The sequence below is a fragment of the Mariniphaga sediminis genome (genome assembly GCF_003573545.1).
Lineage (GTDB): Bacteria > Bacteroidota > Bacteroidia > Bacteroidales > Prolixibacteraceae > Mariniphaga > Mariniphaga sediminis.
Map to the genome: position 1 here is coordinate 24,476 of NZ_QWET01000013.1, position 23,575 is coordinate 48,050.

Sequence of the window (23,575 nt, forward strand, 5' to 3'; positions counted from 1 at the left end):
AAATCACTGAAACCCGAATTTGTCGTCATGAACCTGGTGAAAAGGAAGGTAGCTCCCCAGATCAATCTCTTTAAATAGAAAAACCAGGCTGATTTCACTTGTACCACCTGCTTCTCCGTAAACTCCGGAAACAGCCATATCGTAAGTATAAGTTAACTGCCAGTTCTTTTTCATGAACCCCGCAAGGAGAATCAAGGCATCGTACTTCAGCCCAAAATTTTGCCGGAACCATGTACCGGTTGTAACCCCCCATTTCGAAACCAAAAGCCCGTAATTCATCTGTCCTGAATTTCCCTGATATTGCATAATCATTTGCGGGGAAATATCAAATTTTTTCCGATGCTGCCCATTAAGGTAAACCGGAAGCCGGGCTCCCAGATGAGCAGTATATTTACGATAGAGTTTATTACTATCGTCCTCTTTGCTGGTGTAAAACGACTGGCGCGGTTCTGCCAGATGGTGTGCCGCAACGCCTCCAAAAAATCGTTGACTGTAGAGCAAAACTCCGGTAGAAAAGTCGGCAAAGGAAAAACCGGCATCGGAAAAATATTCCAGCTCTCCCGAAATTCCATGGTTCCCAAAACTGGGGTCCACATTATCCGGAAAAACCAACTTGTTAACATCGAGGGAATGGCGCTTAAAGCCCGCCTGGATTCCCCCATGCATACGAAACCTTTCACTTAACTTTATAAAAACCGAGTAAACTGCGCTGGCCTCAATCGATCGGTAACTGTTACCGGCCTGCGCATCATTCAAAAGAAAAAAACCAACGCCTCCCTTCAATTTTTTCACCGGAAAATCAGCGGCAGCGCTATAAGTGTTGAACGCATTGCTGAAACTGTGCCACTGGTTACGATACTGAAGCGCTATTCTTGGAACCTCCATCGAACCGGCAAAGGCAGGATTTAAATAAAGCGGGTTGGTATAAAATTGAGAAAAAGACACATCCTGCCCGTGTGCACACAACACAGAAATCAGTAATAAGATTACAAACCTTATACGGACGGCAGACTTTTGGCTTTTCATACGGTTTTTTGACAACGCGTAAATATAACATTATACTGAAAGGCACATTCCCGTTTATTAACATTATTTTTGTATGAATTGAGACCGAAAAAACAGAATAATGAAAGCGCTTGTACTGGACGAATACAACCAATTGAATTACCGTGATTTTCCCGAACCGGAAATACATTCCGGAGAGGTTTTAATAGAAATTAAAGCATGCGGAATATGTGGCAGTGACGTGCATGGAATGGATGGCAGCACCGGGCGCCGGAAACCACCGCTGGTAATGGGACATGAAGCGTCAGGTGTGATTATTGAAACGGGAAGTGATGTAAAAAACTGGAAAACCGGTGATCGTGTAACCTTTGACTCCACTGTTTACCCGCTCAACGACTGGTTCACACTGAAAGGGCATTATAACCTGAGCAACAACCGGCAGGTACTGGGAGTCTCGCCCGGAGAATACCGCCGTCACGGGGCTTTTGCTGAAAGGCTGGCCGTACCCCAACATATTCTTCATCGCATTCCGGAGAATGTTTCGTTTGTGGAGGCTGCCATGGTTGAACCCATTGCAGTGGCTGCCCATGCCGTGAATGTTTCCGGGCTGAAACCCGGCAACAGTGCGATGGTTGCCGGCGCAGGAATGGTAGGGGTTTTTGTGGTCCAACTGCTCAAACTTTTTGGCGCCAACCCGGTGGTTGTTATCGATATCGACCATAAAAAACTCAAGCTGGCACATGAATTCGGTGCCGATTTTACTTTCAACCCAAAAGAAAAAGATATAGATGAACGTATCCTGCAACTTACCAAAAGCCGTGGTTTCGATCTGACTTTTGAGGTAGTAGGAATTACAGAAACCGTTCAAACCTGCATTACAAATACACGCAAAGGGGGTACTGTCGTTCTTGTTGGGAACCTCTCCCCGGAAATTCAGTTTCCGCTTCAAAAAGTGGTTACAAGTGAAATTACAGTGCAGGGAAGCTGCGCCATTAAAGGAGAATACGAGCTGGCGCTCGACTTGCTGGCAGCAAAAAAAGTGGACGTTTCAAAACTGGTTTCTGCTGTAGCCCCGCTCTCCGAAGGAGCTGAATGGTTTAAGCGGCTTTACGAAAAAGAACCTGGCCTCAATAAAGTGATACTTATCCCGGACAAATAGCCAAAAAATGCCGTATTTATTCGTTTATAAAATTACAAGGAATGTTCCCTTTCGTTTTGAAAACAAAATAAAAACGGCCATTTTTACCAAAGAATAATTTTCAGGAATGAGACAACTCTTCTATTTTACAGTTTTATTGATAATAACCGCTTGTTCTGGTCAGTCATCCCAAAAAGAAAAATCTACCGGAGGAGAGCAACAAAATGCTACACGGGTTCAAACGGAGACTGCGCCAAAAAAAAATAAAGAGATAGTTACCGGGGAAAAAAAAGTTTCGGAAAGTGAAATGATATTTTTGGAAGGTGGAACTTTTATGATGGGGTCGGAAGACGGACTGCCCAACGAGCGGCCTGTTCATGAGAAAAAAGTTGACCCTTTTTATATGGACAAATCGCCGGTTACTGCGGCACAATTCCGTGAATTTATTGAAGCTACCGGACATAAAACAGAGGCAGAGAAATTTGGAGACTCGGGTGTTTTCAACCTCGACAAGCAGGCCTGGGAGCTTCTGCCCGGGGCTACCTGGCAAAAACCATTTGGTCCGGCAGGCCCTATGGCAGAAGATAGTCATCCGGTTACGCATGTTAGCTGGAACGATGCCATGGCCTATGCAAGTTGGGCCGGCAAGCGGCTGCCTACCGAAGCAGAATGGGAGTTTGCCGCCCGGAGTGGAAAAAACAGCGGACAAAAATTTAGCTGGGGGAACGAAATTTCGGTAAACGGCCAATACTTTGCCAATACATGGCAGGGCCCCATCAATGCTCCGGAGACGAAGGACGGATACCTGTTTACCTCACCGGTGGGAGCATTCGGAGAAAACGAAGCCGGATTAACGGATATGGGAGGGAATGTGTGGCAATGGTGTGCCGACATTTACAAACCCTACCCCGGAAGCAGTGAATCTTACCCTGTTCAATCAAACGTGAAAGTGATTCGCGGCGGATCGTTCTTTTTTGATCAAAATGGAGAAGATAGTTTTTCTGTAAGCGGACGTTCAATGAACTCGCATGAAACTTCGCTATTCAACACCGGTTTCAGATGTACTAAAGATGTAAAATAACTATAAACCAATTAAAGAGTGAATAAAATGAATCGTAGAAATTTTATTGGAAAAGCAGCCGCAGGCGCTGCTGCTGTTACCATTATCCCGAGGCACGTGATGGGAGGAAATGGTTTTGTTGCTGCCAACGACCGGATTAATCTGGGATACATTGGCGTTGGGAAACAGGTTACTACCTTGCTGAAAGGCATTGGTAAATGTGAAGGAACTGCAGTGGTTGCAGCCTGTGATGTATTCAAAAACAAACTTGATTTGTTTGTTGAAAAGGCCAATAAAAACAATTCCGGTAATGGCCTGAATGTAAAAGTGGACGGATACCATTTTTACCGTGAGTTACTCGAACGCAGTGACATCGATGCGGTAGTAATAGCTTCTCCCGACCACTGGCACGCTCAAATGGTAGTTGACGCGGCCAAAGCCGGTAAAGATATTTATTGCGAAAAACCATTATCGCTTACCGTTGCCGAAGGACGGGCTATGGTTGATGCCACCCGAAAATACGACCGTGTATTTCAAACCGGCAATATGCAGCGTTCGTGGCGCGATTTCCGCCATGCTGTGGAACTGGCCCGAAATGGTTACATCGGCGAAATCAAGGAGATTAACGTGAGCGTAGGCGAGCCGGTAAAACAATGCGACCTGCCCACCCAACCGGTACCGGAAGGTCTCGACTGGAACGAATGGATAGGCCCTTCGCTTTACCGGGGCTACAACGAAATACTGGCACCGCCTGATGTAAACGGTCCCTGGGCATGGTGGCGCGGATACCGCGATTTTGGCGGCGGCCTTATTACCGACTGGGGAGCCCACATGTTTGATATAGCACAATGGGCTTTGAACATGGACGAATCAGGGCCGGTACAGTTTCTTCCACCCGAAGAGCCAGCTCAGACGCATGGTTTAACAATGATTTATGAAAATGGGGTGCGCCTGAACCATAAACTTTGGGGAGGAGAAGATGATGGAAATGGTGTACAGATAATTGGAACGGAAGGAAGAATTGAAGTAAGTAGAAGTTTTCTGCGTACCTATCCCAATGAAAAACTGGCCCAAACCGATCTGAAAGAAACCGACAAACGGGTTTATGTCAGCGACAATCATTACCAGGATTGGATTGACGCCATGAGAAACCGTACCAAACCGGTTTCAGATGTAGAAACAGGGCACCGGACCGCTTCGGTTTGTAACCTTACCAACATTGCTTACGAATTACAGCGCCCGTTGCTATGGGACCCGGCAGCCGAAAAATTTAAAGGCGACGATTACGCCAACCTGATGGTAGGCCGTCCTTACCGCGGTAAGTGGGATTATACCGATTTTTAATCCACCTTTTTAATTTAAACCTGACAGGATTTAAATCCTGTCAGGTTTAACCATCCTTTAACCACAGCCTGACTTTATACTTCATTTCACTTTTCAGACTCCCCCACCCAACTGTCCAGGTCCCAATACAAGCGGATTACATAAGAATACAAAAACACCTTTCAGGAAAATCAGCCACCATAAAGTAATTATTGTGAATCTTGTCCTACCTATGGAATTAAATTAATTCTCCATTATTACAGTACAACGTGAAAATAACAGAACCCGAATTCAGGAAAGCATACTTTAAATACTTCAAAGCGCTTTGCCTTGTTTCTTACCGGTGTTTAAATAACATGGATGATGCAGAGGACGTGGTGCAACAGGTATTTCTGGAGCTTTATGAACACCTTGATACAAAATCGATTCAGGGAGATGTATACCCCTATCTAAAGAAAGCGGTCTACTACAAAAGTATTGATCTCATAAAAAAAGAAAAGTCGCAAAAAAAATACATTGAGTCGCTGACAACAGCAGACCAGACTGGTCAGATGGAAAACCTGTTTGATCGCACGGAGCTTGAAAAAACAATATATGAAATTGTTGACACCTTGCCCGGGCAATGCCGGCATATTTTTATAAAAAGCCGGAATGAAGGTAAATCAAATAAAGAAATTGCAGCAGAGCTTAATATTTCTGTCAGAACAGTAGAAGCCCATATTTTCAAGGCTTTAAAGAAGTTAAAGACCGCTTTAAAAGACCACCTGCTACACATTCTATTTTCGTTTTTGTAAAAAAAATCATTTCGCAGGTAAGTAGTACCTGCATTTAATCCGACTAATAATTGAAAGCATGAACAAAAATCATTTAAATATTAGCGATCGTCAGTTATTTAACTATTTAAATAACACAGCTGATGAAAATGAAATCCGTCAGGTAGAAAAATGGATTCAGGAAAGTAACGAACACAGATCTTACTTCAGGAAATTCAAAAAAGCATTCGAAGCTGCCGATTCATACCCGTTATACAACTCTATTGATGTAGAAAAAAAATGGGAAGAATTGAAGTCATCCGGCAAAAAACAACCGGCCAAAGCCACCGTCTTTTTGCGGATGCAACCCCTGGTAAAAATTGCTGCATCTATCCTGTTGATTTTAGCCTCTGCCTATTTGGTTTATTTTTATTCGAGCTCAGCAAAAATTATTTATGATTACACCGAAGCCGGGCCGGTTATACATTTACCCGACTCATCAACCATTTACCTGCAGCCTGGCGCCATGCTTACTGCAAAAAAAAGGTTTAACCGGGAAGTCCACCTGGAGGGGGAAGCATTTTTCGATATCAGCAATGACCCGCAACAACCTTTTACGGTTCATTCGAACCAATCGCAGATCCAGGTACTGGGAACTTCTTTCAATCTAAAATCCGGGATGGAGGTTGATGTAAAACTCTACGAAGGGAAAATCCGGTTTTTGAATCAATCCGAAACGATCATCCTTCAACCCGGGGATGAGATTACCTACAACACAAAAACAAAATTAACGGAGAGCAAACAATTCAGCGATACCGTTACGAAACTTCAGTTCAACGGCACCCCATTTAAAAAGGTCTGTGAGTTACTGGAGAAAAAATACCTGTACAAAATTCAGGTGCCACAGGAAATTGCCGGTGAGGAGGTAACAGGACAGTTTAAAGCGGATGCAACCATTTCCGAAATCCTTCACATTTTAGGCAGTCCCCTTGAATTCAATTACACCATAAACAACCGCTATATCACAATTAAAACAGAAACAATAAAAAATAAAAGTCCGGACGAAAACAATTAAACAATGATGAAAACAGATTACATGAAAACAATGCTACTCTTGTTCCTTTTTTACCTGTCGGCGAAAGTGCATGCACAACCTGACAGTATTGAAATAAGACTAAAAAACTCAACCAACAGCATCGAAGACATTTTAAATGCCGTACAAAAACAGACAGATTATTCTTTCATTTACAAGACGTCTGACATTGCTACGGATCGGGAGGTTCAACTTTCTTCCGGCAAAATTAGTTTATCACAACTTTTAAAAGAGGTGTTTCCTGAAAGTATGTTCACGGTTGATATTGAAAGCCATTCGATTATAATAAAAAGAAAAAAAGGAAACTCCTCAAAAACAGAGCACAAAGGTACCTATACAGTAAATGGGTATGTAACCAGTTCTCAAACCGGAGAGGCGCTTGTTGGGGCAACGGTAGCCATACCCGGAACCTACAAAGGAACAGTAACCAACGCTTACGGATTCTATTCCCTCACACTGGAAAACACGGAAAAACAGCTTACCGCAAGCAACATGGGGTATAAAAGTCAAAAAGTTGTCGTTGTTCAGACAGAAGATCAGACACTCAATATTGAACTGGAAGAAAAGGCCATTACCATCAATGAAATTGAGATAACAGCTGAAGACAACACCAGGGCATTAAGGTCGGTTAACATGAATACCAAACGTTTAACCGCGCTCGATATCAAGCAGGTGCCAACTCTTGCCGGCGAATCCGACTTAATAAAAACGGTTCAACTTTTACCGGGCGTATCCACAAAAGGGGAAGGTGCAACCAGTTTTAATGTGCGGGGCGGGGCCGCAGGGCAAAACCTTATTTTGCTCGATGAAGCCACAGTTTACAACCCATCGCACCTGATGGGATTTTTTTCGGTGTTTAACTCCGATGCCATTAACAGCCTGACATTTTACCGAAACGATTTTCCTGCCAATTACGGCAGCCGCCTTTCATCGGTACTGGATATTCAAATGAAAGAAGGAAATATGGAACGGTTTTCTGTATCGGGAGGGGTAGGAACCGTCTCTAGCCGGTTAATGCTCGAAGGTCCTTTGGCAAAAGACAAATCTTCCTTTCTGATAACAGGACGACGAACTTACGCTGACCTGGCATTTAAGCTTTCGGCAGATGAATACACCAGAAAATCAAAACTCTATTTTTACGATTTCAACCTGAAAACAAACTATAAATTCAACGACAGAAACAGGTTATTCCTTTCCGGTTATTTTGGGCAGGATGCCATAAAAATCACCCCGCTTAACTATCACATTTTTTGGGGAAATGCAACCGGAACACTCCGCTGGAACCACATTTTCAACAGTCGCCTTTTTTCAAATACCACACTGATTTACAGCAATTATAATTACGAAATAAACTTTCCAAGGGCAACAAGCCCGGTTAACTGGGAAGCCGGTGTCACTGATTTAAAAGCGAAAGTTGATTTTACCTGGTATCCTAATTCTAATAATACCATAAAATTTGGGATTCAGTCTTCGTTCAAAAAATTAAACCCCGGCAAGCCTTTCGATAAAAATTCAGTATTTAAAGAAGTGCCGCAGGCTAATACCAACCTGAACAGTTTTTATGTTTCCAACGAGCAAAGGGTAATGCAAAAACTTACGCTAAGTTACGGACTAAGATGGAACCTGTATCATTTATTGGCACCCTACGAAGAATTAAATTTTAACGGCAATGAAGTTACATCGACACAACACAACCAGGGTATTGTAACGACTAAATTCGGGCTTGAACCCCGATTGGGATTAAGTTATCTGACCGGAAAAAATGCTTCATTAAAATTCAATTTCACCCGCACCCTGCAATACCTGCACCTGTTATCAAATTCTGCGACTTCGTTTAGTGTACTTGATGTATGGTATCCAACCAATAATAATATTGCCCCGGCGTCCAGTACCAATTTCAGTATGGGTTGGTTTTTGAAATTTGCCCAAAACAGATACCGTTTCTCCAGCGAGGTTTATTACCGGAAATTAAACAATCAGCTCGAATATGCCGACCATTCATTGCTGACGATGAACCGCAATGTGGAAAAGTTACTTAAACCGGGAAAAGGTGAAGCTTACGGCTTAGAGCTTTCGCTGGAAAAAAACAGCGGAAGATTAAACGGGGCAGTATCCTATTCCTATTCCCGGATATTCTATAAAATTCCCGGAATAAACAACGGCAAACGGTATCCGGCTGCACACGACCAACCCCACCGGATTACATTTAATGGCAGCTATCAACTTTCCAGGCGTAGCTCATTTTCGGCAAACTGGATTTACAGCAGTGGTTATGCAACCACATTGCCCGTGGAAACATTTGTTTTCGATAAATACATTGTCCCGGTATATGGCGAAAAAAACAGCGACCGTATTCCCGATTACCATCGTTTGGATTTGGCATTTACGCTAAAAAACAAGGAAAAACCCAACCGGAATTGGGAAGGGAGTTGGGTATTCTCCCTTTACAATGCTTACGGACGTTTGAATGCCCTTACCGTATTTGTTGGTCCTCAAATGCAGGATATTAATGTGGTTCAAGACCCCAATAAAATTGCGTATCAGAAATTCTCTTTGTTCTCGGTACTGCCAAGTGTAACCTATAATTTTAAATTTTAAAGTCATGATAAGAATACCCTATATATTTCTTTCTTTACTAATGCTCACTCAAATTTCATGTATAACTGAAATAAAATGGGAAGGCGCGGATACATCAACCCACAACCTGGTTGTGGAAGGGTTGTTAACCGATGTTGAGCAGGAACATATTGTAAAATTAAGCCGCACATTACCTGTGGTAGGAAATAAAAACCCCGAAACTGTTTCCGGTGCACAAGTAACCATAAACGATGGAACAACAACCTTTGAATTAGCAGAAAAAGAACCGGGTATTTACGCAACAAATAATAATGTCAAAGGCGAGATTGGGAAAAAATATACGTTACATATTCGTCTGGAAGGAAAGGATTATTACGCTTCCGATTCCCTGGTAGCTGCTCCGTCAATTGAACCCGTTGAATACACCACATCCCAGTTTAACGATGATTTTTACATGTTTACTTTGCGAGGTAATTTTGGTTCGGCAGTGCCATACAAATACCGGATGGTTTACCAGATTCCGGATGATGCATCTGAATATTACCCTCCGGGCTGGGAAGCGCCTGACTGGTACACCAGAAGAATTTCAGAAAATGACCGGATTCTGTTAGACTCCACATTTTTTATTCATGGCGCAGTAGAACCCGCTGCCCTGCTAATTTATGGCGAATACACCCGCAACGGAATTTTAAGAGGAACAATGATTACTGAATATGTACATTCGATGAGCAATTCCTATTATCAGTTTATCAGAGCCATGATGTCGGAAACCGAATGGCGGGGAGTTGGCGTAGTTGGAAGTATTCCGGCCAATGTACCGGGCAACATCTCAAATGGAGCTTATGGCTTTTTTGCCGTCTCTTCCATAAAAATAACAGAAACACTCATAGAATAACCATGCCCATTACCAAACCACCCATTCATAAAGATTTGCATTTGGGGAGAACAGATTAAACAACCTAAGTTAGCGCGAGTTTGGCACAAAAAATATTTCCCGCGATCCATATCCCTGAACAAATCAGGTTTTTCCCTTTCCGTTGCCTATATTTGAAACATGAAACTTGGAATTTTACGGGAAGGGAAACTCCCTCGGGACAGGCGGGTACCGCTAACACCCGACCAGTGTGTGGAAGTACAGGAAAAATTTCCTGGAGTGCAGGTAATAGCGCAGTCAAGTACAGTAAGATGTTTCAGCGATGAAGCATATCGTCTGGCAGGTATCCCGGTTCAGGAAGACGTAACGGATTGCGACATACTGCTGGGAGTAAAAGAAGTGCCGGTACCGGATTTGGTTCCCGGGAAAATCTGTTTTTTCTTTTCGCATACCATTAAAAAGCAGGAGTACAACAGGAAACTGCTTCAGGCCGTACTTCAAAAAAATATCCAGCTGGTAGACTACGAAGTGCTTACCGACCGGAACGGGTTCCGCATCATCGGGTTTGGTCGCTTTGCCGGATTGGTCGGCGCATACAACGGCCTCCGGGCATTGGGGCTGCGTAACCGCATCTTTGAACTGAAACCGGCGCACCAATGTGAAGGGCTGGAAGAAATGCTGCATCAGTTAACTGAAATAAACCTGCCTCCAACGAAAATAGCGCTTACCGGCGACGGGCGGGTGGCCGCCGGGGCGGTAGAAGTACTTGATTTTATGAAAATCCAACGGCTTTCTCCAGAAGATTTCCTGGAAACGGAAAAACCGTCCCAACCTGTTTACACACAGCTTTTACCCGGGGATTACGCAAAGCGGAAGGATGGAAATATTTTTGACCTGATGCACTTTTTTAATCACCCGGAAATGTATGAGAATGCATTTTTACCCTTTGCACGTTCCGCTGACCTGCTAATCGCCGCTGCCTTTTGGGACCCCAAAGCGCCGGTCCTTTTTACGGCAGAGGAGATGAAACGCCGGGATTTTCGTATCCGTGTCATTTCCGACATTACCTGCGATATTGAAGGTTCCATCCCTTCTACCAAAAGGGCAGCAACTATCGACAATCCGTTTTATGACTACAATCCCGAAACCGGGGAAACTGCGCCACCCTTTTCTTCCGGAAAGAATGTGACGGTGCAGGCTGTAGATAATCTACCCTGCGAATTGCCCAAAGATGCCTCATTTGACTTTGGCCGAAATCTTATCGATAAAGTGTTTCCCCACCTTTTGGGAGAAGATCCGGATGGCGTTATTGACCGCGCTTCCATTACAAAAAACGGAAAGTTGACCGAACGTTTTTCTTATTTACAGGACTTTGCTGAAGGGAAATAACCAACAATACATATTTACAGATTCCCGGATTCAGTTTGATACTGACTGGAATAAAGTGTAATAATAATTACATGCGGATATTAATTTTTTTACCAGGTTCTGCAATTTAACTTTCTGTTTCTCTGTCAGAAACTTTTCTTTTTTACTTTTGCACGCCACTTTCACAGTCCTCCATAACCTCTCTGCAAGAGATGAAAGAGGAAAAAGGAGAAGCAGGAAATAACAACTAAAATGGATTAAAAATGACTGAAATACGAAATATAGCTATCATCGCCCACGTTGATCACGGGAAAACCACACTGGTTGACCGTATGTTGCACCAGGTGAAATTGTTCAGGGAAAACCAGGATATAGGGGAACTAATTCTCGATAACAATGATCTGGAAAGGGAGCGTGGAATTACCATTCTATCCAAAAATGTATCCATTCGGTACAAGGAAACTAAAATAAATATCATAGATACTCCCGGTCACTCCGATTTTGGCGGTGAGGTGGAACGAGTACTCAATATGGCAGATGGGGTGTTGCTCATCGTTGATGCGTTTGAAGGCCCCATGCCGCAAACCCGGTTTGTGCTGCAAAAAGCCCTGGAGTTGGGACTGAAACCCATCGTGGTAGTGAATAAAGTGGACAAACCCAATTGTACGCCCGATATCGCACAGGAAAAAGTGTTCGACCTTATGTTCAGCCTTGATGCCACCGAAGAGCAACTTGATTTTCCAACAGTTTACGGTTCCGCAAAAGCCGGGTGGATGGGCCCAGACTGGAAAGAAGAAGCCCAAGACATCAGCCATTTACTTGATGTGATTCTGGAACACATTCCCCCGGCCAGCCACAAAGAGGGTACTTTACAAATGCGCATCACCTCACTTGACTATTCGTCTTACACAGGAAGGATTGCTGTAGGGAAAATAACCCGGGGACAACTGATTCCAGGCTCACCGGTTTCACTGGTAAAACGCGACAGAAGTACGGTAAAATCAGTTGCCAAAGAGGTATATCTTTTTGAAGGGCTTGGCAAGGAAAAAACCAAAGAACCGGTTCCATCCGGAGAAATATGTGCCGTGCTGGGCCTTGAAGGGTTCGATATTGGCGACACCATTGCCGACGCGCTGGAGCCCGAAGGCCTGGAGCCTATCCGGGTAGATGAACCTACTATGAGTATGCTGTTTGTGGCCAACAATTCTCCTTTCTTTGGAAAGGATGGAAAGTTTGTTACTTCCCGTCAATTACGCGAACGGTTGTTCAAAGAAACAGAAAAAAACCTGGCATTGCGGGTGCAAGAAACCAACTCGGCCGATTCGTTTCTTGTGTTCGGTCGCGGAATTCTGCACCTTTCCATCTTAGTGGAAACCATGCGTCGCGAAGGATATGAAATGCAATTGGGACAACCCAAAGTTATCATAAAGGAAATCGACGGTGTTAAAAACGAGCCGGTGGAATATTTGACGGTTCAGGTTCCCGAAGAATTTTCGGGGAAAGTGATTGAGCAGGTTACCCAGCGCAAAGGTGAAATTATAAACATCGACATGAAAGGAGACCGGGCACATCTGGAATTCTCCATTCCCGCACGCGGTATTATCGGGTTACGAAACCAGATGCTTACCGCCACGGAAGGAGAAGCGATTATGGCCCACCGGTTCAAAGGATATGAACCCTGGAAAGGAAACCTGGGTGTGCATCGTAACGGGGCGCTTATTTCTCTGGAGACGGGAACAGCCATCGCCTATTCCATCGACAAAATGCAGGATCGCGGTCGCTTTTTTGTTGACCCTGGTCAAGATGTGTATGCAGGTCAGGTAATTGGCGAAAACACTCGGCAGGACGACCTGACCATCAATATTATCCGTACGAAAAAGCTCACCAACATGCGGGCGGCCGGATCTGATGACAAAACGAGTATTGCTCCGGCCATCAAATTTTCGCTTGAGGAAGCCATGGAATATATCCGAAATGACGAATACCTCGAGGTAACTCCAAAATTTATGCGTATCCGAAAAATTCTGCTGAATGAGCACGACCGGAAACGGCAGGCAAAAACATTGACGGATGAATAATTATATGATCTGACATATCATATTCTGAATCCCCCAAAAAAGTTTTACCATACATCCGGTATAGCTTAAAATTATTCATGATGGCCCCGCAAACTTGCCAAATATGGGGCTGAATCAATTTTTAATAATACACAGGGAACAAACTTTCTTTTTCTCAAAGTGTCTTTGCATGGAAATCAAAAAGCATTATTAAACGGAATGTTAAATTCGTTTCAAAAAAAGTTCCGGATACATATTAAAAAATATTATCCCAAAAAATATGATGATTGGCTGTAAAAAGTAGTTAATCAACTCTTTTGAAAAATCAGCTCAACTACACTAAATAATTCTTCTGTAAAGAAGAAGGTTTAACACAGTAAAAAAACGGTTGCGATAATTTAATGTGCCATTTTTTTCTTAAGTTTACGCCTGTTAAAAACCAAGTCTCCTGAAACTTACAATATGTAGCCCGTAGCAGGATACAAACGGTAACCTTTATAGACATAAAAAAACCAATATGAAAAGACTGATGACTAACAGCTGCATGAAAGAGGTAGATACTGTGGCTACACGTATTTGCAAGGTGTATGAAAAAACCGGTATAAAAAACGATATATATCTGGATGATATGATAACCGGTCTCAGGGAAAAAAGGACACTGCTGTCGAAAGCCATTAAGTATGCAAAATCAAAATTCTATCTCAAAGAAAAAGTCGAGATGCGCAACTATTACCTTCGGTCGCTCATTTATCTCGCACAGGGTTACTCCCGCCACCCTGACCCAACGGTAAAGCTCGCTGCGCAAAAAATAGAAAATGTAATTAACCGTTACGGATTGTCTGTAACCGGTGAAAGTTACCCAACCAAACCGTCCTTATTTAATTCCATGCTGGCCGATTTGGTTCAATCCGACATGCAGGATGCCGTGTTGTCGCTTTCAGGATGTATTGAGCTGATTGCCTCGCTTCATGCAGCACAGGAGGAACTCGAACAAGCCCAGATTGATTATGAAAAGGAAAAATCCCAGGAAAGGATTGATGCGAAGGTCACGGACTTAAAGGAAGAAGTAACAAACATAATCAATAACCAACTGGTGGTGTACCTTAACGCCATGATGTTGGTGGATGAGGCCACTTACAGCGACTTTGGCCATATTGTAGCAGAAATTATTGAAGACAACAACGAGGCGGAGAAGAAACGCCAGAAAGAACCGGAATTTGCTGAATAGGCTGTAAATGCAATATGGAAGCGGTTCGGGAACTGCCACTTTTGCCGATTTATTCAGAGTTTTCCATCCTCAGGAGCAGGTCCTTGATTCTTTGTTCGCACTCTTGAAAAATCCAGGTTGAGTTTCTTGCCTCCAATTTCCAGTAACCAATAAAAATTCACCGGATGGAGATGTATTCCGGTAAAAATCAATCCGAACCGGCCCTTTTGGATTTCTCCCAGCTTGCCGGCTGCTTTCCTCTAAAATATCTGAAAATACCCTGAATGGCGGCATAATGAATGGAAACAAAATAGTAAGGAACGAAAAGTATCTTCAACCGGAGCCTGCGGTTTTCCAGATACCAGCCCATTGCGGCGAAGAGGTAAAATAAAAGCTGAAGGCCAAAAAAAGTAAGATAAAAATCCATCAGGCCGGAAAATCCGTTTTCCCAAACAATGATTCCGTTAACCAGTACCAAAAGAAAAAGTGAAACCGGTGCCAGTGTCCAGCGCAGTACTTTATGCGAAAAATACTGCCAGGTAAGCACCCCGTAGCGAAAAGGGTTCAGCAATTTTCTCAAACGGAACAGCGCCTGCATTCCTCCGGCAGCAATCCTGACCTTTCGTTTCAACTCCTCCTTCACATTCAGGGAAGCGGTTTCTTCAGCATAAGCATTGGGGGTATAGGCAATTTTATATCCTCTTTGGGCTATCCGGAGAGAAATAATAAAATCGTCGAGAATTGTATCAGGTTCCACCTCTTCAAAAAGTTCACGACGAATGGCAAACAACTCCCCCACCGCTCCCACTGCCGAGTTGAGTTCTGCATCCATCTTTTTTACCCAAGATTCAAATTTCCAGTAGAACCCTTCACCGGCGGCAGCAGCCGAGTCGGCTTTGTGCTCTACAATACGCTTCTCCCCTGCCACGCATCCGATACGGGGATCGCTGAAACAGGCCACAATCTCCCGAATAGCTTTTTTATTCAAAAAAGTATTGGTATCGGAAAAAATAACAACAGGTGCTTTTACAAACTGTATTCCCCGGTTCATTGCATGCATTTTACCCTTTCGGGCAGCTTCATGAAATACTTCCAAATGTTCGTACTTCTGTAATAAATCCGGGGTTCCGTCGTCTGAACCGTCGGTTACCCAAATATACTGCACCTTTTCCTTCGGATAATCCAGTTGGAACGAGTTCTCCACCTTTCCCCGGATAAAATCCTTTTCATTGTAAGCTGTCACAAAAAGACAAACTTCCGGTTCATATTCGGTAACTACATCCTTTTTGTCCATCCGGAAAAACTTTTTAATTCCGGTAATCAGAAATAAAATAAAAGGGTATCCAAAATATGTATAAACAAGAATAAAAAGGAATATCCAGAAAAAAAGCTTCAAAATCATTCAATATGTTTTTTGTAAAAACCGGTAAGCGCACCGGCCAGGGCTAAGTTATCAAATTTTTCCTGGATATACTCAATGGCATTTCGCCCGATATTATGAAAAAGCTCTTTGTCGGTAATCAGCCGTCCGATGTCTGAAATAAATTCCTGTTCATTGTCGGCAATCAGAATATTCTTCCCCGACTGGGTTGCAATTCCTTCCGTACCGATAGGGGTTGAAACAATGGGTTTCCCCAGCGCCATTCCTTCAATAATTTTGATACGCATACCACTCCCTGAAAACAAGGGAACTACCATGATTGATTTGGAGTTCATAAACTCGTAGGCATCAGGAATTTCGCCCATAAAAACAATGTTTGGTGCCCTAAACCGGCGCACCAGCCACTCGGGCGCTTTTCGTCCGGCAATATAAAATTTCAGTTCAGGAAACTTTTTTAAAATCTTCGGCCAACATTTTTCTACAAACCAAAGCAATCCTTCCTGGTTAGGCGCCCACTCCAACGAACCAATATGAAACAGCGACGGATGTTCCAGGTTTTTCGCATGAGGAATCAATACCTGTGAGTCAATCCCGGTTGGTGATACATGGGCCGGACGGGAATTCCCCATTTTATTAAGAAGCATTCCGTCACGCTCTGTAATAGGGACGAGTAAATCATACTGATTGAGGAAACTCTTCTCGAAAGCTCGTATACGTCTGGTGAGAACCTTCAGGTAAAACTTTTTTAATCCTTTTGACAAGGCAGCACTTCTATCCCATATTTCATGCTCAATATTATGCGCCCGGTAAACAATTTTTGCTTTTGAATATTTCCGGATAAGCGGAATATAGGGGCAAACATACAATCCTTCCAATTGTACAATGTCGAAATTTTTTTCAGTCAGCAACCTTTGAAGCTCCCGGGCAAACTGTTTTGAAATAAACCGGACGGCATTGTATGGTTTTCCTGAAAATAAAAAATTTACGATAGCGGCATAGAATGTAATACGCGCAGGCACTCCCACCAGTCTGAATTCCGCCCAGTCCTTTACAAATTCCGGGATGTCCGAAAGGTCGGTATGATGTTTTTTTGTGTTCATTGCAAGGACAGTAACTTCATGGCCCAGCAAAGCAAACCCCCGGGTCAGGTTCATACAAGCAATAGCGCCTCCATCGTTGGCAGGATAAGGAACTTTATTTGTAACCTGCAAAATTCTCATTTTCGCTTTTTTAATTTATTGTTCAACTTTTCAATGCCCAGTTTTTCCAGCAACTTACTATAGGTTTCAGCACTCATCAATGCTGCGTCAGTTGCAGCCTTGTATGAAAGCCAGATTCCCACCGGTAAAAAGATAAAGGATGAAAACCACATTCCGGCAAACATATCCCAAACATCTTCACGGGCCGATTTTTCTCCGGTCATGGAAACGATATAATATGCAATGAACAATAAAATAGATACAACTACCGGCATACCCAGCCCGCCTTTCCTGATAATAGCCCCCAAAGGCGCTCCGATAAAAAAGAAAATAAGCACGGCCAGCGAGAGGGTGTATTTCCGGTGCCGTTCCATTGTGTATTTGTTCAGGTGTTTTTTCCGGTTATACAACTCATCGTCATACATATTGAGTGTTTGAACATTGTTGCGGGCATCCTCCAAAGCAGCCTGGGTAATCTCTGCCTTTACCCATTTATCCTGCACGTCAAAATACTGATCAAAACTAAACAACGAATCGGGCTGAATGTCCACTTCCCGTTTCAGGGAATCATGCGGAGCTGTAAGATTGTGTATCCTCCTGGTTATGGGATAATTCAACTTTATCTGAACCATAAAATCCCGGAGCCGGATATGATAGTCCGCCCCCAGCGAATCCTCCATAAAACGAAGTTGTTCCGTATTCAGCATCCGGTAAGTATTGCGAAAAATATTCTCATCTCTGCGGTTAAAATCAAATCCCCGCACCTTTGCTCTGATAACCTGTTCATCAAAATTATCGCGCTGAAAAGGATATGTCTGGTCCTTCGATCTCCGGGATTGTTCAGTTCCTTCCGAGTAATTTACACCATTGTACAGATTTAAAACCATATACTTTTTATCTTCTGTAATACGAAGAAGGCCTGAATCAGCCACTGTCACTATCTCATTGGTTTTATTCCGGGTATGATCATAAATAAGCAAGTCGTAAAGAACGTTGGTCTTTTTATTTTTACGGCCAATCCGGATACTATATCCGTCAATTTCATTCGTAAATACTCCTTCCTGTAAAACCAATTCGGGACGCTGTTGCTTTACACTCCAAAGCAAAGTTGTAAACCGGAGGTTGGTATGCGGCAGGATATAATTGGCAAAATAAAAAGCTGTAAACGTTACCAGTATCGCGATAAACATAAGAGGTTTCATAATACGGTAAAGCGAAATTCCGGAAGACTTCATCGCCACTAACTCGTAGTTTTCACCGAAAGAACCAAAAGTCATAATGGAGGCCAGCAGCATGGCCAATGGGAAAGCATAAGGCAACAAACCGAAGGAGGCGTAAAACAACATTTCACCCAGCACTTTAATGTCGAGTCCCTTGCCTACTAAATCATCTACATACTTCCACAGAAACTGCATAAGCAAAACGAACACAACAATAAAAAAGGTCATAAAAAATGGCCCTAAAAACGATTTTATAATATACCAATGCAACTTCCTCATTGACAGCCCCAATTATTTAGACAGATACAAAACTAAATTATTTTAAAGATTTGTAAAGCAAAAAAAGGTTAAGAAGCTCATTTAGAACCTCCAAATTTATTATTAAATAAAGAAATGGAAAGAGTACCACAGAAAAATATGGCATCAGGAACCAAGAACATGTTTCAGATCAGCAATTTGTGTATTCCAAAGCTCACGCGCTTCGTCGGTTTCATCTTCTTCGGCAAAATCAATTATAATGAGCGAGACATCACCGGTAAGTTCATCCTGCGTAATTTTAAACTCAAAATAGAGGTCTTCATCCTCAAGCCAGTTAAAACGAACCAGGCGATTTTCTTTACGCAACGTCATTTCAGCAACCTGCTCCGAATCTTCCCAAATAAAAGTAAACCGTTTTCCCTGAACACGTACATCGTCGGCAAACCACTCTGCCAAACCAGAAGCAGAACTGAGCCTGTTATATAAAACCTTTGGTGAGCAGTTAATTACATACTCGAACTGGACTTTTACCTTCTCTGACATATTCTGTTTTTCGGCAATATAGGTATTCTGTTTTTAACTTACAACAAGTTTCAAAAAACCACTGCAACTTTCAGCCAAATTTTTCACGATTCAGCATGCTGAAAAAAAATAAATACTATATTTGCACCTCGAATTTCAAAGGGTATAGAGAAAAGCTCTGACGGAAAACGTTCTGACAGATTATTGAGGAGGTTACAAAAAGAAATTGAAATAATGGCGAGGTAGCTCAGCTGGTTAGAGCGCATGATTCATAATCATGAGGTCGGCGGTTCAAGCCCGCCTCTCGCTACTTAAAATAAAGGAGTTACAAAGTTTAAATTTGTAGCTCCTTTTTATTTGCATGTAACTGTTTAGCCCATTTCCCACGCTATATTCCAATTAAGGATCAACAGAGAGGTGATTAGAATTCGCCTTGGTATACTGAAACACAAGAGATTGAAAAAATATAATGTTATCCCATTCTATTTTAGAGTATGGTTCCCCATGCATAAATTGAATATAGCGGAAAGCTATTGAGAGAAGATGTGGTGTCCAAACTGCCAAAGGCCTGTTTAATTGAACGCGTAGGTACCATCCAAGTTTAGGGGTTGAGCCAGACAAAAGGAAACGGAATATAAATAATGATTGAAAAAATGGCTTTGTGCAGTAGTCTTTTTGCGGCTTCACTCCCCGAGACTTATATTTCGGAAGCGGGCAAATAGCCGTCTTGTCTATTAAACTTTATTGGTCAGTTAATCAGCGGATTTGCAACTTAAATCTAGGGGGGGGCAAATGAATTATCGAAAGTTATTCTGGATGTGCGATTTTCATGTTATGTGCAACTGAAAGCTATCCTGTTGTTCCTCCTGAGATGTTGCAATTGAGGTCACATTGAGAAATATATTGCGATGAATATTTTAGGATTTCTGGGGCATACTCAGTATCAATGCCTTTATGAGGTAGGTTTCGTTAGGAAATTCGTAGCTGGCCGCTATTTGAATGAGTCTCTTGACTTTTTTTTGTAATAATTGTTTATTAGTAAGGATCATTATAAATAGAAAATGGAAACCATGCAAGAAATCAAACCTCTGATAGCATACATCAACCATTTTGTGGTGATGTCGCCAGAAGAAGAATTCATCCTATCTCAACATGTTACTGTCAGGAATTACCTCAAGAAGCAATATGTGTTGCAACAAGGGGACATATGTACACACGAGTCATTTGTGATTAAGGGATGTTTAAATACATTCTTTGTGAATAGTGAAGGTGATAATTTTGTTGGAAGTTTTGCCGTTGAAAACTGGTGGGTGGTCGATTTAGAAAGTTTTATTAACCAGACTCCCGCCGATTTCAACATTCAATGCCTGGAGAATTGTACACTGGCACAGATAAGTCGTCAGAATTCACAACTGCTGTATGAGAAAATCCCAAAACTGGAGCGGGTTTTCAGGATGATGCTTCAGCAGGCATTTTGTTTTTCACAAAAGCGGATCGTTAATAACCTAAGTAAGGCTGCCAAAGACAGGTACTTAGACTTTAAAAATCAATTTCCTGAAATTGAGCGACGTGTTCCACAATATCTCATCGCCTCTTATTTAGGTATCACAAGGGAGTTCTTAAGTAAAATCAAGGCTCAAACGATTTTCGACTGACATGTGTGAACTAGTTCACTAATATTTTGTGAACCACTTCATTTTTTCACCTTGACTTATTGCGGAAATTTGTCCAGAGAAAGAGAATGAAGGTATTAAATGTATGACACTGGAAATTATGGAAATACAACATATCAGAAATGCAACAATAAAGTTAAAGTACGGCGGAGCAACATTTCTTATTGATCCTTATTTTGCCGAAAAATACACGCAGTTATCATTTGCGGGTAGGTCAAACAACCCAATATCTGATCTTCCTGTTAGTGTCGATTCGATATTAGAGGGGGTGGAGTACATCATGATCTCACATCTACATCCTGATCATTTTGACAATGCAGCCCAAAGTCTAGTTCCGAAAGATATGCCTATTTTCTGTCAGCCAGAAGATTGTCAGTCAATAGAAAGTGTTGGTTTTCAGAATGTGACACCTGTCGAAAGTGCAATAGTTGTAGGTAAAACCACAATTTATCGAACAAAAGGGCAGCATGGGAGTGGCTCTATTTTGAAATACATGGGGCCTGTGTCTGGTTATCTTTTTCAAAGTTCAGCAGAGAAAACACTTTATTGGTTGGGCGATACGATATATTGCCATTTGGTAAGAGAGTCCATTGATGTTCACCAGCCGGAAATAATGATTTGTCATGCAGGCGGTAATAAGTTTTTTAAACAGCATGATGTTTTTTGCGCCGACTTGCAAGAAGATACAGAACCAGTAATCATGAATGCTGAACAAGTGCTGAGTTTACTTCAGTATTGGCCTGAAAGCAAGGTGATTGCGACACACTTAAACGCCCTGGATCATGAAACAGAAACCCGAGAGAGTATATTACGCGCGGCTATTCAGAATAATATTGGAGATGGTCAGCTATTCATTCCAAATAACGGAGATATTTTGAAATTTTAATTGAAATGAAGAACAACCGCATGACCACGGAAACAGTCATAAAACGGCTGAATCAACTGGGCTTTGCCTTGCCATCAGCATCCATTCCCGGAGGAAACTACGTTTCTGTAAACGTCAGGGGAAAGGTCGCTTATATTTCCATTCAATTCCCAATTATTAATGGTGAATATTTTTACCAGGGTCGGTTGGGGGAAACTCTTTCTGCAGAAGACGGATACAAGGCCATGCAACTTTGCGGACTGAATGTACTCTCGCAAATCCAGCATAAGCTTGGCTTTCACAAGGTATTGGGATTAAATCATATTGATGCTTACTTCCAGTCCGGTGATAATTGGGATAGTGCGCCCGAAGTCGTAAACGGCGCTTCCGACTTGTTCGTCAATGCCCTTGGTGATGCAGGATTACATTCCAGGTCTATATTGGGTGTTCAGCACCTCTCGCGTAATTTTTCGGTTGGCCTATCTGCATCTTTAACGCTAATTTAATTGGTTGTTTTGTATTCTTTCAAATTGGATGGTTTAAAAATCAAACGAGCTGCATATCAACTAGGTCACAAATAAATAAGCAAGCATATGGCAACAATCTTAAAAAGAGACAAAAGGGATTTTAAAGAGGATCCAAATAAAATCGATAATTTCAGATTGTTTTCGGACATTTCAAGGGTTAAAATGGGCATTAGGCCACAGAACTTGAATTTTGATTTGAGGTTATTAAATCCCGGGCAATTTTCCGCTCCGTATCATTTTCATCGACATGCCGAAGAATTATTCATGGTTGTGTCTGGGACGATGACGCTAAGAACCCCAGAGAGACTTGAGATCGTAAATCGTGGCGATATCATATTTTTCGAGATGGGCGTGACTGGTGCCCATCAATTTTATAATCATGGCTCAGAGCCTTGTATTATTTGGATGTTCGAACCTTCATCGGCTATGATGTGTGCGAATACCCTGATTCCGGGAAACTGTTGTTGGCTCCTTCGTATGAGATATTCCACAAAGGATCCGAATTGAAATTATTCGACGGAGAAGAGAATTTCATGAAAAAATGGCATCAAATAGAAAATGGAAACGTTTCATATTCCGGCTTCGTCGGTCGCTATTATCGAAGATGGTCAGGTTGCGATGATGAAAGCTTATGGTTTGGCCAGCGTTGAGCATCAAATCCTCAATACCAAAGAAACGGCTTTTCAGCTGGCATCAGCAACTAAATTAATTTCGGCTACTGCCATCATGACCTTGGTGCAGGAGGGGCGGCTTGACCTTAACCAAAAAATAAGACACTATCTTCCTGAACTGCCTGAGAGGCGGAACGATATGGAAGTACTGGATCTGCTTGCTCACCAGTCTGGAATTGTTGGCAGCACATCAGTGCAGCATTTCGGTAACTCCGGAAGTCGAGCTACAGATGGGATTAGGCTTGCCGGTAACTGGGAAAGCTTTGAAATACGGAATCGCTTGTGGTTTAGGGGTTGATGTGGTGTCGGCAACATCAGGAAGCCTGTTTGACCAGATGAAAGTGGCGTTGCAAGCCGAACGCGCCATACAAAATGAGCGACTGTATCAATCAGGTAGCATGCCTGAAAAGTTGACGATCCACGATTCGGACATCCTGAAAGTGGCAACCATTGGTGGGGCAAAAACATTGGGGCTGGACCGTACGACCGGATCACTGGAAGTAGGAAAACAAGCCGATCTAATTTTGATCGACATCAAAAATATTTCCTTATCACCTTCCATTAACCCGGTCTCTTCAGTGGTCTTGTATGCCAACGAAAACCATGTTGATACAGTGATGATTGCCGGGAAGATATTGAAACGCCAAGGGAAACTCTTGGATGCAAACCTTGAGAATTTGATAGAAAGAGCACATAGGTCGATTGAGCGGATCCTAAAAGAAAGGCGATAACGACTATCCCTTAAATTTCAGGATAGCCAAAAAGCAGGGATCCGATCTTCAAAATTAGAAGATCGGATCCCTTT

Annotated in this window: 21 protein-coding genes and 1 tRNA gene; 17 read left to right on the top strand and 5 right to left on the bottom strand. The window is 42.5% G+C overall.

The annotated features are described in order from the left end of the window. Positions 1-3: 3 nt before the first annotated feature. Positions 4-1,026, bottom strand: a complete 1,023-nt coding sequence (locus D1164_RS16025) for a PorP/SprF family type IX secretion system membrane protein (RefSeq protein ID WP_119350907.1) — start codon at positions 1,024-1,026, stop codon at positions 4-6. A 100-nt stretch (positions 1,027-1,126) separates the two neighbouring features. On the opposite strand from D1164_RS16025, the gene D1164_RS16030 reads away from it, so the two are divergent. From D1164_RS16030 to D1164_RS16075, 10 genes are all read left to right on the top strand, one after another. Beyond that, positions 1,127-2,164, top strand: coding sequence for a galactitol-1-phosphate 5-dehydrogenase (locus D1164_RS16030; RefSeq protein WP_119350908.1), 1,038 nt, complete (start codon positions 1,127-1,129; stop codon positions 2,162-2,164). 106 nt (positions 2,165-2,270) lie between these two features. Then, a complete protein-coding gene (locus D1164_RS16035; RefSeq protein WP_119350909.1) occupies positions 2,271-3,224 on the top strand; it encodes a formylglycine-generating enzyme family protein in 954 nt (317 codons plus the stop codon). Positions 3,225-3,251: 27 nt separating this feature from the next. Further along, complete coding sequence (locus D1164_RS16040; protein WP_119350910.1) at positions 3,252-4,547, top strand: Gfo/Idh/MocA family protein; 1,296 nt, start codon at positions 3,252-3,254, stop codon at positions 4,545-4,547. Positions 4,548-4,795: 248 nt separating this feature from the next. After that, positions 4,796-5,320 carry an RNA polymerase sigma-70 factor gene (locus D1164_RS16045; protein WP_172594487.1) on the top strand — a complete coding sequence of 175 codons (525 nt, stop codon included), beginning with the start codon at positions 4,796-4,798 and terminating at the stop codon, positions 5,318-5,320. A 58-nt stretch (positions 5,321-5,378) separates the two neighbouring features. Further along, complete coding sequence (locus D1164_RS16050) at positions 5,379-6,353, top strand: FecR family protein (protein ID WP_119350912.1); 975 nt, start codon at positions 5,379-5,381, stop codon at positions 6,351-6,353. A gap of 3 nt (positions 6,354-6,356) precedes the next feature. Continuing rightward, on the top strand, positions 6,357-8,969 hold the full coding sequence (locus tag D1164_RS16055; RefSeq protein ID WP_119350913.1) for a TonB-dependent receptor: 2,613 nt from the start codon (positions 6,357-6,359) through the stop codon (positions 8,967-8,969). Positions 8,970-8,973: 4 nt separating this feature from the next. Then, on the top strand, positions 8,974-9,843 hold the full coding sequence (locus D1164_RS16060) for a DUF4249 family protein (protein ID WP_119350914.1): 870 nt from the start codon (positions 8,974-8,976) through the stop codon (positions 9,841-9,843). A gap of 159 nt (positions 9,844-10,002) precedes the next feature. Next, positions 10,003-11,211 (top strand): NAD(P)-dependent oxidoreductase, encoded by a 1,209-nt coding sequence (locus D1164_RS16065; RefSeq protein ID WP_119350915.1) that lies wholly within the window; start codon positions 10,003-10,005, stop codon positions 11,209-11,211. Between the two features lie 242 nt (positions 11,212-11,453). Continuing rightward, positions 11,454-13,268 (top strand): translational GTPase TypA, encoded by a 1,815-nt coding sequence (gene typA, locus D1164_RS16070; protein WP_119350916.1) that lies wholly within the window; start codon positions 11,454-11,456, stop codon positions 13,266-13,268. A gap of 496 nt (positions 13,269-13,764) precedes the next feature. Continuing rightward, the gene (locus D1164_RS16075; protein WP_119350917.1) at positions 13,765-14,475 is read left to right on the top strand and encodes a DUF6261 family protein; all 711 of its coding nucleotides are present in this window, start codon (positions 13,765-13,767) and stop codon (positions 14,473-14,475) included. Between the two features lie 187 nt (positions 14,476-14,662). Here the strand turns inward: D1164_RS16075 and D1164_RS16080 are convergent, their stop codons facing one another. The 4 genes from D1164_RS16080 to D1164_RS16095 form a co-directional block, all read right to left on the bottom strand. Then, complete coding sequence (locus D1164_RS16080; RefSeq protein ID WP_119350918.1) at positions 14,663-15,856, bottom strand: glycosyltransferase family 2 protein; 1,194 nt, start codon at positions 15,854-15,856, stop codon at positions 14,663-14,665. Continuing rightward, positions 15,853-17,055, bottom strand: coding sequence for a glycosyltransferase family 4 protein (locus D1164_RS16085; protein WP_119350919.1), 1,203 nt, complete (start codon positions 17,053-17,055; stop codon positions 15,853-15,855). The genes D1164_RS16080 and D1164_RS16085 overlap by 4 nt, the downstream gene beginning before the upstream one ends. Next, entirely contained in the window at positions 17,052-18,533 is a 1,482-nt protein-coding gene (locus D1164_RS16090; RefSeq protein ID WP_119350920.1) for an LptF/LptG family permease, read from the bottom strand. Before D1164_RS16090 ends, D1164_RS16085 begins: the two co-directional genes overlap by 4 nt. A 144-nt stretch (positions 18,534-18,677) precedes the next feature. Next, positions 18,678-19,055, bottom strand: coding sequence for an START-like domain-containing protein (locus tag D1164_RS16095; protein ID WP_119350921.1), 378 nt, complete (start codon positions 19,053-19,055; stop codon positions 18,678-18,680). 215 nt (positions 19,056-19,270) lie between these two features. Here D1164_RS16095 and D1164_RS16100 point away from each other — a divergent pair. The 7 genes from D1164_RS16100 to D1164_RS16130 all read left to right on the top strand — a co-directional run bounded on the left by D1164_RS16100 (position 19,271) and on the right by D1164_RS16130 (position 23,501). After that, positions 19,271-19,344 (top strand) — tRNA-Met (locus tag D1164_RS16100). A gap of 751 nt (positions 19,345-20,095) precedes the next feature. Continuing rightward, positions 20,096-20,689: a Crp/Fnr family transcriptional regulator gene (locus D1164_RS16105; protein WP_206611033.1), complete on the top strand. Its 594-nt coding sequence runs from the start codon at positions 20,096-20,098 to the stop codon at positions 20,687-20,689. 103 nt (positions 20,690-20,792) lie between these two features. Further along, the gene (locus D1164_RS16110; RefSeq protein ID WP_119350922.1) at positions 20,793-21,593 is read left to right on the top strand and encodes an MBL fold metallo-hydrolase; all 801 of its coding nucleotides are present in this window, start codon (positions 20,793-20,795) and stop codon (positions 21,591-21,593) included. A gap of 5 nt (positions 21,594-21,598) precedes the next feature. Beyond that, entirely contained in the window at positions 21,599-22,078 is a 480-nt protein-coding gene (locus D1164_RS16115; protein WP_206611034.1) for a RidA family protein, read from the top strand. 183 nt (positions 22,079-22,261) lie between these two features. Beyond that, complete coding sequence (locus D1164_RS24250) at positions 22,262-22,606, top strand: cupin domain-containing protein (protein WP_394340403.1); 345 nt, start codon at positions 22,262-22,264, stop codon at positions 22,604-22,606. A 51-nt stretch (positions 22,607-22,657) separates the two neighbouring features. Beyond that, positions 22,658-23,068 (top strand): serine hydrolase domain-containing protein, encoded by a 411-nt coding sequence (locus D1164_RS16125; protein ID WP_147372203.1) that lies wholly within the window; start codon positions 22,658-22,660, stop codon positions 23,066-23,068. Continuing rightward, on the top strand, positions 22,950-23,501 hold the full coding sequence (locus tag D1164_RS16130; protein WP_172594488.1) for an amidohydrolase family protein: 552 nt from the start codon (positions 22,950-22,952) through the stop codon (positions 23,499-23,501). The genes D1164_RS16125 and D1164_RS16130 overlap by 119 nt, the downstream gene beginning before the upstream one ends. The last annotated feature ends 74 nt before the right edge of the window (positions 23,502-23,575 follow it).